Consider the following 13,824-nt stretch of genomic DNA (forward strand, 5'->3'; position numbering starts at 1 on the left):
ATTGGTATAAAATACTAAACTGGCAGGATATGGCGAAAGAACGAAAACTAGGCGCGTTTGTACTCGGGAATATCCGCTAGAAAGGGAATAAGACGGTCGTTCATCACTTTAATAATCTCAAACTTTGCCAATGCTTTACTGTCGCTAACCATAAAATCATCTGAAATTAGCATACAAGTGGCGCAGCTATCATCTTGTTCTAATACGACCACTTGACCTAGCTCAGCGTTGTCATCAAAACTGGCCTCAAGCATCGCAAGTTGAAAATGCGCCCCGCTGGTATTTTGCGCTTTGTACAACCAGCTTTTCATGCACACAGGTTTATGAAATTTTAAGGCGGCAGTGGCGTTTAATAAGATTTGAACTAACTGCCCTTCCGTCAAAGGGATACCGTTATTGTCTAAGCTTTCCGCTAGCGCAACATAGTGCTCCGTGTCCTCAAGGCTAAACAATTGTTTTTCCGTAGGCAGATTAACAAGGTTCTTTAATGCAAACGGCACGACAAATGTAAGAGTATCGCCCAAGTCGAGGCGCAACTCATTTTCGTGCGTATACCAAAACCAATTTGTATTCGGAAGTAGCATAATTCCGTAGCCTGTTCATTTCTAATCCTACAAAGAAACTAGCATAAAAAGCTTAGAAATCATGCACTTTCGTCATAATTAATTGTGCTAAAGAGTGACGATCTCACTTTGATCCTTATAACGCGTCGACGATCTCTTTTATCAATTTTGGTCCTTGGTAGATCAGCGCTGAATAAACTTGAATCAGGGGTGATCCCGCTTCGATCCGCGCCTTAGCAGCGTTAGCAGAGTCAATCCCCCCCACTCCTATCACTGGCACGTTACCCGCTAGCTGTTGACACAATGCGCTTACGATCCGTTGGCTTTTCTGGGTTAAGACTGAACCACTTAAGCCGCCTGCTTCATCTGCATACTGTTGACCTTTTACACTGTCGCGATCGAGGGTGGTGTTTGTGGCGATCACCCCATCGATCCCAACGCTTAAAAATGAATCAACCATTGAACTCAATTCTGCGTCTTCCAGATCGGGCGCGATCTTAATTAATATGGGTACATACTTTTTGTGCTCTCGTTCAAGCTTACCCTGCTCTTCCTTCAAACCAGTTAACAACTGAGATAACGCTTCGCCGTATTGCAGGTTTCTTAAGCCTGGTGTATTCGGAGATGAAATATTGACTGTAACGTAACTCGCGTGTGCATAGACCTTACGCAAACAAATTAAATAGTCGTTCAGTGCGTCTTCTTCTGGTGTCGTTTTGTTCTTGCCAATATTAATGCCCAGCACACCTGTATATTTTGCTTTTTTAACCTGCTCTACGAGATAATCAACGCCTTTGTTATTAAATCCCATTCGGTTAATGATCGCCTTCCCTGCTGGCAATCGAAACATGCGAGGCTTGTCATTACCTGCTTGCGGCTTAGGCGTGACGGTACCGACTTCAATAAAGCCAAAACCCATGGCAGCAAATGCGTCGATACACTCTGCGTTTTTATCTAAACCTGCTGCTAAACCCACGGGGTTCTTAAACGTGATGCCAAGAAATTCCACCGGCTTGTCTTCAATATGTTGTTTGTACGCCATATTCAAAACGTTGTGTTGTGTGCGCTTAAGCCAGTTAATCGTAAAATCATGGCTCCATTCTGCATCTTGGGTGAATAAAAATTTCTGTAAAATGGCATACATGGTGTGTGGTTTCCTCAGACAAAAAAAAGCCCCGGTTAGTACCAGGGCATTAAGACCTTACATTTAATATTAAGCGTTAGCATTAATACTAAGCAACATTAATTCACGTAATGCGACCGAAAACTTCGCAAACTCGTGGGTGCTACTGGTTTTGAATTCAGACATCATACTATACCAGCGCTCTAATAACGCCTGATTATGCTCCATCCATGTGCCCAAAATGACTTGAGCGTCATCGCACTCAGGCGCACCTGTTAGTAAAACAATCGCTAACGCCCGTTGTTGCCAATCTAACTCTTCTCGATAAGATGCTCGAGCAAGCGCCTGCCAGTGGTTTGATACAGTCTGATTGTTGATCTGTTCGAGGAACCAATGTAACTCTAAACGTGAGCCTAAACGGAAATACAAACTGGCGACCAGTTTAATACTGCGGTTTTCGGCTTTAGCGATTTGTGCCAAATCCAAACAAGGGAACAAGTTGCTTAAGCTTGCCACTTTATAAGCTATCTCTTTTGGCACTCCCTCTTTGATCAAACGAGTGCAGTTTTCTTCTAGCTCTTTGTATTCATCGGCGACTAAATAGTCTTTAAGGTTTTTAAATAAATCGGCAAACGTCGATGTGTAGCTATCGATCGCATCTTGAATGTCCATGGTTTTATCGCCATGGCGCAGATACCAGCGAGAAGCGCGTCTGAGCGTTCTGCGCATACTTTCTAACATAGCGAGTTGGGTTTGCGCTGAAACTTTATTGTCAAGTTCTTCAACTTCGTCCCACAAACTATCCATATCGAAAATACCTTTTACCACACAGTAAGCATTTGCAATTTCACAGATAGTGGCGCCAGTTTCTTCTTGCATACGGAACACGAAATTCATACCCATGTCGTTAATGAGATTGTTCGTTAACTTAGTGGCAATAATTTCGCTGCGCAGCGGATGCTGCTCCATTTGCTCCGCATAGCGTTTTTGTAATACGTCAGGGAATGCACTGATTAGCAATTTACGGTGATACGGATTATCAGTGATCTCAGGAATGTTGAATCTTTCCTTCAACATCATTTTACCGTAAGCAATTAGCACGGATAATTCAGGGCGTGTAAGACCTTGTGATACCGCTAAGCGATCTGATATTTCATCATCTGTTGGGATAAACTCAATCTCGCGATTAAGGTTGCCCTCTTTTTCTAGATTATGAATAAAACGTAATTGCTCTTTAAGCTGGCTGCCACCACTTAATTGCGTGATAGAAATTGACTCGGTCTGACGGTAGCAATCTTGGATCACCAAATCCCCGACATCGTCGGTCATTTCAAATAGCAGATTGTTGCGCTGCTTAAGGGTTAAATCCCCTGAACTAACCAATGCGTTGAGTAAAATTTTAATATTGACTTCATTATCTGAGCAATCTACACCGCCCACATTATCAATAAAGTCGGTATTCACTCGGCCACCAGAACGGGCAAATTCAATTCGCCCGAGCTGAGTTAAACCAAGGTTGCCACCCTCACCAATAATTTTTGCTTTAACTTGCGAGCCGTTGACGCGAGTATCATCATTTGCTCTGTCACCCACTTGGGAATGGCTTTCTTTACTACTTTTAACATAAGTCCCTATGCCGCCGTTCCATAATAAATCGACTTCCATTTGCAAGACGTTATGAATAAGTTCATTAGGCGTCATTGACTGTTGCTTAGTGCCCAACCATTTTTTCATCTCAGATGTTAATTTAATTGATTTAGATGCACGGCTAAATACATCACCACCATTTGAAATCAATGACTTATCGTAGTCGTTCCAACCTAAAGATGGGTTTTCAAATAGGCGTTTACGTTCTGCGTAACTGGTTTTAATATCTGGCGATGGGTCAAAGAAAATGTGCAAATGGTTAAACGCACAGATGAGTTTGGTGTGCTCAGATAAAAGCATACCGTTACCAAACACATCCCCAGCCATATCACCTACCGCGACACAGGTGAAATCAGTGGTTTGACAATCCACGTCCATTTCGCGGAAGTGACGTTTAACAGACTCCCAACCACCGCGCGCCGTTATGCCCATTTTCTTATGGTCATAACCAATACTTCCGCCCGATGCGAACGCATCGCCTAGCCAGAAATTGAATTCCTCTGAAATACCATTGGCGATATCAGAAAAGGTTGCTGTGCCTTTATCCGCGGCCACTACAAGGTAAGCATCGTCTTCATCCAAACGTACGACCTCTTTTGGATGAACAATTTTCCCGTCAACGATATTGTCTGTGATGTCCAATAAACTACGGATAAAAATTTTATAGCAGGCTTGGCCTTCTTTCTGGAAGGCTTCACGACCTTGGTTAACCGGCAAATTCTTACAGACAAATCCCCCTTTTGCGCCAACTGGCACAATTACGGTATTTTTAACTTGCTGGGCTTTTACCAAGCCTAAAATTTCAGTACGAAAATCTTCTTGGCGATCGGACCAGCGTAATCCGCCGCGAGCAACTTTTCCGCCGCGCAAATGCACCCCTTCAATCCGCGGTGAATACACAAATATTTCAAACTTTGGACGCGGCAGCGGCATGTCGGGAATAAGCTCAGGCAACATTTTAAATGACGCATAAGACTTTTCATTCCCTTGGGCGTCGCTTTGATAGAAGTTGGTACGCGTGGTCGCCAAAATTAAATCCAAATAACGACGAATAATCCGATCGTCATCCAAGTTCGAGACATTATCTAAGTGTTTCTTCACTTCACTTAACAGGGTTTCTTCACGCTTTTTAGAGCGACGTACTTTCGGGTTGTAACGTTGATTAAACAGCGATACTAAAATCTTGGCAATGTCAGGGTAATGCGCCAGCGTATTAGCAATATAATCTTTACTGAACGAGCTGCCTATTTGGCGCATATACTTTGCGTAAGCGCGAAGAATAGTGACGTTTCGTCCAGGTAAACCTGCACCTAGTACTAAGCGGTTAAAGGCATCGTCTTCCAATTCGTTTGACCAAACTTTGGCGAATGCGTTTTGGAAAAGTGTTTGTGCCCGCTCTAAGTCCATACGATTACTGGTGCTATGCAGCATGGAAAACTCCATGATCCAGTTGACTTCTCCGTCACTGGATTTCACGCGATAAGGACTTTCGTCAATCACCCGCAGTCCGAAGTTTTCCAACATGGGTAAAACCGCAGATAAATGGATTGGCTCATTCTTGTGGAATAGTTTTAGCTTGACCACTTCACTGTCGTTGGCTTCTTCTTGTGGGCGATAAAACAACATATCCAGTGTATGTTCGGCACTAAGCAATTCGATTTTTTCTAAATCAACTAAGGCTGCACTGGGTAAGTTATGCTCTTTGTAGCTTGGCGGGAATGCGTCGTCATATTTCTTTTCAAGTACTTTACCGGCCGCTTCACCATAGGTCGAACGAATCGTTGCAGTGAGTTTATCGTTCCAACTTTTTGTGAGCTCGATGATGTTCTTTTCAATTTGCTTCACGTTATATTCCGAATTGTTGTCTTTGACTCTGACAATGTATTGCGTTCTGGCATATACAGATTCTGAGAAGTAGGTGGTGAATTCCACGTCTTCCTTACTGTTGAATGATTTTTGCAATAGTACTTGGGTGTCTTTACGCAGCTGGGTGTTGTACCGCTCTCTTGGCACATACACCATACAAGAAATAAAACGACCGAAAACATCTTTGCGTACAAACAAACGTGAAATACCGCGCTCTTGCATTTGGAAAATACCTAACGCGATTTGTGCAAGTTCATCTTCACTGCCTTGCAATAGTTCATCACGAGGATACGTTTCAATAATGTTAAGAAATGCTTTGTATCCGTGAGAGTCTTTTTCAAATCCAGATTTTTGACAAATACTATCTATTTTACTTTTCAAAACAGGGATTTGAGTTGCACTACTATTATAGAAAGAAGCAGAGTAAAGCCCAATAAAGCGATCTTCTCCTACCACATTCCCCTGCTCATCGAAGCGCTTTATACCGATATAATCCATATACGCTGGACGGTGCACCCGAGAACGACTATTGGTTTTAGTCAGTAACAGTGGATGATCGCTCAATGCTTCTTCACGAGCTGAGCCAGGAATATTTGATAGTACTCTTTCACGATCACTGGCCGAGTTTTTCATTAACCCCAAGCTTGATTCATTATCAGCCAACCAGCGGTAGTCGCCTTTCACCGCCTTAGCGCTGTATGAGCGATAGCCCATAATGGTAAAATTATGATCGTTTAACCAAGCCAAAAATTTAGCGGTTTGGGCTTTTTGTTCATCGGATGCTGGCGACGGTCTGTTTGGAAACTCATTGATGATTGAATCAAGCTTATCACTCATCGCACGCCAGTCTTGAACCGCCAGCGATACTTCATTAACCACTGACATCAATTCATTTGCAAGGCCATCTAATGCTTTTTTGGTCGTTTGGCGGTCAACTTCAATAAGGAATATCGTCTCTTTAGTGGCGTTTTTGACGCTCTTTTTACCATCAACAAACCCAGTAAACTTATGTTCTTCATCTCGTTGTAATGTAATCGGGCTGTGTAGCAATAAATGCGCAGTTACCCCTACACGGTTGAGCGCCATGCGCACAGAGTCCACTAAAAATGGCATGTCCTGAACGAGTATCTCAACAATGGTGTGGGTTGATTGCCAACCGTGCTTACCGACTTCTGGGTTAAAAACACGGATAACCTGTTTACTGGCATCGAAATTTAAAAACTTATTCCACAGACTCAGCGTAGCGCCGTATAAATCGCTGTCATTGCGATTATCTAAATCTTCTGCGGAAATATTATTGAACAAAATACGCGAAAAGTTCTTAACAAGGTCTACTTGGCCCTTGTCTACTTTCTTTTCAATAAGCTGAATTACGTTATCTAACAGAACTGAATGCTGGTGTGTTGCAACCGTCATGAGTTTACCTATTCCTTACTTTTATGGAAGTAACAGTGGTACTGAATCGACGATTAACAAATTGTTACACAATCATTACCGCCGACGACAATTAACTAGACTAGACAATAGACTGACATATATACAGTTTTTCGTCTCTATGGCGCTATTCTCGCTAAAATATCGAGCCATTAAAAGCCCTAAATTTACGCCGTATTTACAATTGAAATAGTTATCTGAATTTAGAACATAAAAAAAGGCCTTACGGCCTTTTTTATGCAAAATTTTAAATAATTATGCGGAATTATTTTTGCTTTCGCCAAAACACACTGGCTAATGCGGGTAACACAATAATGGCACCCATCATATTCACCACAAACATAAACGTGAGCAGAATACCCATATCCATCTGGAATTTAAGTGATGAGAATACCCAAGTGCTCACGCCTACCGCTAAAGTAGCACCGGTAAATAATACGGCACTGCCCCGCTCTTTAAGCGCTTCGAAGTAGGCTTGGCGCACTGCCATGCCCGCTTTTAACTTGGCATTCATGGTAGATAAAATATAAATACCGTAATCAACTCCGATACCCACGCCTAATGCGATAACAGGCAATGTAGAAACGGTTAAACCAATTTGCAAGTAAGTCATTAAGGCTTGCGCCAAGACCGAAACAACATACAGAGGAATGACCACAGCCAATGTGGCGCGTAATGATTTAAAGCTCAGTAAACACAAAAGAATTACGGCACCAAACACGTACAACATCATTGGGTCTTGTGCGGCTTCAACGGCTTCATTTTGAGCAGCCATAACACCAATTGGCCCTGAAGCCAGCTTAAATTGCAAATCAGGCGTTTCAAAATCGCCGCGATATTCTTTTACCGCATCAACTACTCTATTAATCGTTTCGGCCTTGTGATCTTCCATAAACAAAATGATAGGCATCACAGAGCAGTCACCATTTAACAAGCCTGATGAGGTATCCACACGGGCGATATCTTGCACTAACGTTTGCTGATTACGAGGTAGAACTCGCCATTTAGCATTCCCTTCGTTGTAGCCTGCGTTAATGATTTTGGCGACAGAGGCTAAACTGACCGCAGATTGAACACCTTCAACGTTGGACATGCGCCATTGTAGCTCGTCAATCGCGTTCATCACCTCAAAAGAAGTACAGGCATCTTTCGACGCTTCTACCAAGATAGACATGTAATCCGTGCTGATTTCATATTTATCGGTAATCAAAAATGTGTCTTGATTATAACGGGATGATTCGTGTAAAGCTGGAGCCCCAGCATGCAAATCACCTATCTTCATTTTTTGGGCTTGCATCCAGCCGAAGGCAAACAACCCTGCAGTGACGACAAGAATAACGATAGCGACTTTCGGGCTAGAGCAAGCTGCAATTCCATCCCAAAATTTATCAGCGCGGTTTTCTTTACCGGCAAATTTCAGCTTGTATTTATCGCTAAATTTAACGAATGACATAAGCACAGGTAGCAACAACAGGTTGGTTAAAATGATCACTGCGACACCCATACTTGCAGTTATCGCAAGCTCGCGAATAATACCAATATCAATAACCAACAAAGTCATAAAGCCAATTGTGTCAGACAGTAAGGCTACCCCACCTGGAATTAACAAAGTGGTAAATGCGAGCTTCGCCGCATCAAATGAAGAACTGCCTTTGGTCACTTCTTTACCAACTGAGTTGATCATCTGTACGCCGTGACTTATGCCAATAGCAAAAACCAAAAATGGCACCAAAATGGACATAGGATCTAAACCAAAACCAAGTAAGGTCAGCAAACCCATTTGCCAAATAACCGCGATAACCGAACACACCAGCGGCAACACTGTCAGCATCAATGACTTACAGAAGAAGTAAACCAATATAGCCGTAATGGCGATGGCAATAGCAAAAAACACCAACACATCTTTTGCACCATTGGCTACATCGCCAATCATTTTGGCGAAACCGATAATATGAATACTGATATCGTTCGTTTCGAATTTACCACGAAGTTGGGTTTCTAGTTCGTCAGCAAGCGCAAGGGTATCGAGCTTCTCACCTGTATCAGGATCTAAGTCCAGCAACTTGGCATTGACCATGGCACATTGATAGTCGTCAGACACTAAACTGCCCACTATGCCTGCTTTTTCAATATTAGAAGATACTTTATCTAAACCTCTTTGTTCAGACGAGTTAAAATCCGCTGGGATCACCGGGCCTCCGGCAAAACCACCTTCAACAATTTCCGTGAAACGAGTTGAAGAAGAAAACAGCGATTTAACCAAAGAACGGTCAACACCATTAATGAAAAATAACTGGTCGTGGACGTCTTTTAGGGTATCAAAAAAGTTTTGATTAAAAATATCACCATGGGTATCACACACAGAAACCAATATGCTGTTGGCCCCACCAAAATCATTCACATGCTTCATATAATTCTGCATGTACTCATGATTAAGCGGTATGTTTTTGGTAAAACCTGCATCTAAACGCAATTGAGAGGACTGATAACCTAGGAAAACGGTAGCTGCAAGAAATACCAATAAAACAGCGATACGGTTCTTGAAAATCAAGGTTTCTAAAAATTTTATTAAATTACTCATGGACGGTTACCGTGCTTGCTGCAAATGTTTAATGCCGTCAACCGACACTGCGATAATTTGATTGTTGTAAAACACACCATTTACAAGCGTTTGCCCGTCACTCTGTTGCGTGTAGCTGACATCATCCCCTTGCATCGTGACTACTGCACCGTTGTTTCCAAGTAGCACTGTTCGCGACGCGTCAACCGACACAACAGCATTCATAGACGCTTTACTACCCGCGTCGATCGCATTCCATTGCTGCGCATCTTGATCGAAAACAAATACGTTACCGCGTAAACCGGTAGCGATAAGTTGGCCAGATTTGGCTTGCGCGATGTTAAAAAATGAGCCCTGATAATCGATGTCCATTCGTTTCCACGTTTGACCTTTATCTGTACTCTTGGCGAGTAACCCTGCTTCACCCGCGATATAAACGTTTTCGCCAGAAACAGAAATACTATTTAAATGAGGCAAAATGGCGGCAAGCTCCTCCTTATAAAACGCTTCGTCTTCAAGGCGAATTTCATTTAGATAATCTTGATCATATTGACTAACAAACTCAGCGTGCAATTCACTTTGCCATGTTTTACCCCCGTCTTGAGTACGCAAAAACGCACCATAAGCACCAATTGCTATGCCATGGTTTTCATTGAAAAACACTAGGTCCAATAACGGGCGCTCTTGCTCAGGATCAAAGTGCTGCACTTCCCAATTCAAACCATTGTTTTTCGTATGTAAAATAACAAAGTCATGACCCACGGCCCAGCCTTGCTGGCCAATGAAATACACTCCCGTTAACGTTGAAGTAGAAGGCACTTCAACTTGTTGCCAATTCTGTCCGTCCATTGAGCGGATTATATGGCCTCGTTCACCTACCGCAACAAGCTGACCGCTATTCTGGGTAATATCAAGTAAAAGTGATTGATCAACCAAGGGTGCTTGAAAGCTGGTTTGCGCCGCGTGAATAGAAGGTAAAGGTGCAAGTAAAACGGCAATCACTGCACTTGCAAGGGATAATTTCATAGTAAAGGGGTTCCATCAAAATGAAAACGGTTGGCAAAGGCCAACCGTTTCTTGTACTCGATTAGCGTCTACCGGCTCGGCGCATGGCCTCTGGGGTAAATTCGCGATCTTTTAGGTCAGCATCAAATTCATACATCTTTTCCTCATTATCTAACCCTAGGGCTAAATAACGACGAGAGTTTAAGTCGTGATACACATCCAATGTCGACCATTGCGTAGGCACTTCATAATAGTTGATACCATGAGATATACCTACACGATACAATTCGTTACGGTTATCGTACATATCAGCGACTTGAATTTGCCAGCTGTCTTCATCAATAAAGAACACACGCTTTTGATAAATATGGCGAAATTCAGGTTTAAGAGTGGCTTCGACGACCCAAACCCGATGTTTTTCAAAACGCGTTAAATCAGGATTGATATGGCCTGGCTTAAGAATATCTTCATATGACACTTTATCGCTGTGCAAATGGTAGTTATTGTACGCGACATACATCTCTTGTTTGCCTTTAAGCTCCCAGTTGTAACGATCAGGGGCACCATTGAACATATCAAAATCATCAGAGGTACGTAAGCCATCTGAACCTGTACCTGGTGCATCATACGCTACGTTAGGTGCACGGCGAACTCGGCGTTGACCTGTATTGTAGGTCCATGCTTGACGTGGCTCACGTATTTGATCCATGGTTTCATGTACTAACAATGCGGTACCTGCTAAACGCGCTGGCGAGGTCACACTTTGCTTAAACTTTGAGATCACATTTTCTTCAAGTAGCTTCTCTCGTGTCGCATCTTTAGCAGAATACTTTTGCATCAACTCTTCTTCGAAACCGATGACGTTATAGTCACCAGACGCCGTGGGTGCCGCTTGACCAGCATAGCGTTTAACACTTTCTCCACGGTAACGTAAAATGTGATTCCAAATAGTTTCTACACCATTTTGTGGGATAGGAAATGGAATACCAATTGCGGCATTCTTGACGCCATTACCACCTTGAATCAGTTCAGCCATAACTGCATTTTTCGCTGTTTCGTCATACACAAACTGAGGCAGTGACGCTGAACGGCGTGATTGGTAAATCGGCATTTTATAAGTGTCAGGATAGGCTTTAAACAATTCTTTTTGGCCATCACTTAGAAACTCTGCATATTCCTGATAGTTTTTAGCGGTGATAGTAAATAACACTTTATCATCCGCAAACGGATCAGGGTGATGATCACCTTTGCTGTAGCCTGCAGGTGGTTTAGTAATACCACCTGTCCAAGCTGGAATGCTGCCATCTGCATTGCCGGCTTTAACTGCACCGACAGGGGTTAATTCACCACCTAGTTTTGCGGCTTCGGCTTCAGATACCTTGGCTTGAATCAAGCCAGAATTGAACGTTAGCGCCATTGCAGACGCGATGAGAGCAAATCTTCTAATCATAATATAGCTCCTTAGATAGAATACTTGATATTAAAAGAAACATAATCACGGTCCGATAGGGTATTTGTTGTGCCTTGCCCGCCCCAGAACGAGTTATAAGATGCAGTGGCTGACCATCTGCTTAAGTAATCAAAGGTCAAAGCGATACTGGCTGACTTTCTATCTTCTACAAACAAAAACATTGGATCCGGCGTTATACCATTTACATCATGCGCGAATGTGCCCCGCGCCTGTAAATTGACACCTGAAAAAACATTGTTAAACGAGGCGTTAGCGAGCAAACGGTATCCCCACGCACTAGAGGTCGGAAACGGGTTTGTTTCTGGGCCATCAGAAAGCCCTATATGTAGGCCTTCACGGGAATTGCCATCGGCTGTCGGCGCTAATGAAGGAGTACGCACTGAACCAGGACCGTTTAAACGAATAACGTTTGGATCTGGAAAGTCCTGAATACTCACGTACCCTACTTCACCTAACACCACTAAATTATCCGTGCCCAGCGCAGGGCCAAAAATATGCGTGGCTGTCACCTGCATTTGTAAGGTATCAGACTCAATAAAGCCTGTTGCCGTTTCACCAGGGCCAGTGGTGAAACCTTGGAAACCGTCTAATTGAGAGATACCGGCTAAATCAGGGCGTATCCCCGCAATCGCCAATTGTTGTGGCATCGCAGCATACAGTAGTTCAACATCATCTATCTGTAACGGCTCATCAACACGGTAAGCAATTTCACCTGCTAGCGCAGTCGTGCCTACGTTTGTATTAAAGCTGAAACCATATAACTTTAGATCTTCAGGATACACAAAACCTGTTTTGGTAAAGGCGCGAAGATCCGTTACATTCTCTTTCGTAATTTCAGTGGTAGCCAACATAGCCAAGTCAGCTGCAATTGCTTCAGAGGTAAAGTCAGAGGTTAAGCCTGATATTAATGGGCGCTGACTATGGTAATTAAGCATATAGAAATTGAACTCGGTTTCGTTCAACTCCTCCGCATAGTAGCCGATTTTAATCCCGTACTGTCCTTGGTCGTCTGCATTTTCATGAGCTCTATCACTGTAACCACGTACAGCTACTTTAGTGGGGTACGCGAGATAGGCTTGCCCTATTTGTCCCGAATCTGCTCCGGCAGCTAACGCTGCACCTAACCCATTCAAACCACTAAGCAGAAAATCTAAATCAATATCTGGATTACCGCTAAAGCCTAATTGAATATTTTGCGCTTGACCGCCTTCGCCCGCAAAGTCATTGGTGGAAAAATAACTACCGGCTTGCGGCAAACGGCTGCGCTCCCACTCATACTGGTAATACATAGATAGACTGAGGTTTTCGGTTAATCCGAATTGGGCGAACACCATACCCACAGGGATAAAAACTTCTTTTAATTCAGCACCAGGTGCTTGAGCACGAGAGACGTCAACAGGGTTAGTTGAGTTAATACCGTGCTGAATAAAGGTACTTTCCCCCCAACTGACCACTTGGTCACCCACCCGGAAAGTCACAGGCATATCACCTATGTAAAAATCAGAATAGAAATAAGCATCTAGAAAACGTACATCTGAACACAGTTCTTCACTTGCCGTGGACGATGCGCATGGATCTTGAGTAGTGCCGGTAATTGGATTTTGCCAATCACGGGAGCTGTCTTTCATTTCAAAATCGTAAAAATACATGCCACGTATAAATACGCCCATGTTTTTGTACTGAATATCTAACTCGTGCACACCTTTAAACAAGGTAGAAAAAGGATTACCTTTTTCGTAATTTAGGGTACTTAAATCACCGTTAGTGGAATAACCACCCGTTCCAAGCGCCCAAACATCTGCTGAACTGTAAATTGGGTTGGTTGCTGGATTGTAACCAGTCCAATCAAATTGTACGCCATTGCTGTTGCCTACCCGTGAAAAATCACGTTCTTCAACGCGTATACTGGTTCCCAAAGAAAAGTTCGAGTCAAAGGTAACTGACCAATCGCCATCACTCCAACTGGCGGCTTGTGCTGGCATCAATGCTGCACCTATAAGCCCCATCATGCCTAACGCTATAGGCGACTTTTTAAACCCGAAGAATTCTTGATTCATCCTTACCTCCCTTGTCGTTCGTACTAGGTACTAACATTACATTCAATATAACCACTTAAATTTAACAAAATGATTACACCAATCAGCTTGGATAGCAA

Annotated in this window: 7 protein-coding genes; all 7 read right to left on the reverse strand. The window is 43.1% G+C overall.

Features of this window, described 5'->3' with window-relative positions:
• Nucleotides 1-47: 47 nt before the first annotated feature.
• The 7 genes from FX988_RS02745 to FX988_RS02775 all read right to left on the reverse strand — a co-directional run bounded on the left by FX988_RS02745 (nucleotide 48) and on the right by FX988_RS02775 (nucleotide 13,726).
• Nucleotides 48-584 carry a cell division protein ZapC domain-containing protein gene (locus tag FX988_RS02745; RefSeq protein ID WP_160178227.1) on the reverse strand — a complete coding sequence of 179 codons (537 nt, stop codon included), beginning with the start codon at nucleotides 582-584 and terminating at the stop codon, nucleotides 48-50.
• A gap of 115 nt (nucleotides 585-699) precedes the next feature.
• Nucleotides 700-1,707 carry a quinone-dependent dihydroorotate dehydrogenase gene (gene pyrD, locus FX988_RS02750; RefSeq protein ID WP_160178228.1) on the reverse strand — a complete coding sequence of 336 codons (1,008 nt, stop codon included), beginning with the start codon at nucleotides 1,705-1,707 and terminating at the stop codon, nucleotides 700-702.
• A 69-nt stretch (nucleotides 1,708-1,776) separates the two neighbouring features.
• Nucleotides 1,777-6,615 carry an NAD-glutamate dehydrogenase gene (locus FX988_RS02755; RefSeq protein WP_160178229.1) on the reverse strand — a complete coding sequence of 1,613 codons (4,839 nt, stop codon included), beginning with the start codon at nucleotides 6,613-6,615 and terminating at the stop codon, nucleotides 1,777-1,779.
• Nucleotides 6,616-6,898: 283 nt separating this feature from the next.
• Nucleotides 6,899-9,214 carry an efflux RND transporter permease subunit gene (locus FX988_RS02760; protein ID WP_160178230.1) on the reverse strand — a complete coding sequence of 772 codons (2,316 nt, stop codon included), beginning with the start codon at nucleotides 9,212-9,214 and terminating at the stop codon, nucleotides 6,899-6,901.
• 6 nt (nucleotides 9,215-9,220) lie between these two features.
• Nucleotides 9,221-10,219, reverse strand: coding sequence for a WD40/YVTN/BNR-like repeat-containing protein (locus FX988_RS02765; RefSeq protein WP_160178231.1), 999 nt, complete (start codon nucleotides 10,217-10,219; stop codon nucleotides 9,221-9,223).
• Nucleotides 10,220-10,280: 61 nt separating this feature from the next.
• Nucleotides 10,281-11,648: a DUF1329 domain-containing protein gene (locus tag FX988_RS02770; RefSeq protein ID WP_160178232.1), complete on the reverse strand. Its 1,368-nt coding sequence runs from the start codon at nucleotides 11,646-11,648 to the stop codon at nucleotides 10,281-10,283.
• Nucleotides 11,649-11,659: 11 nt separating this feature from the next.
• On the reverse strand, nucleotides 11,660-13,726 hold the full coding sequence (locus FX988_RS02775) for a DUF1302 domain-containing protein (RefSeq protein ID WP_160178233.1): 2,067 nt from the start codon (nucleotides 13,724-13,726) through the stop codon (nucleotides 11,660-11,662).
• Between the last annotated feature and the right edge of the window lie 98 nt (nucleotides 13,727-13,824).

It is taken from the genome of Paraglaciecola mesophila (assembly GCF_009906955.1).
Lineage (GTDB): Bacteria > Pseudomonadota > Gammaproteobacteria > Enterobacterales > Alteromonadaceae > Paraglaciecola > Paraglaciecola mesophila_A.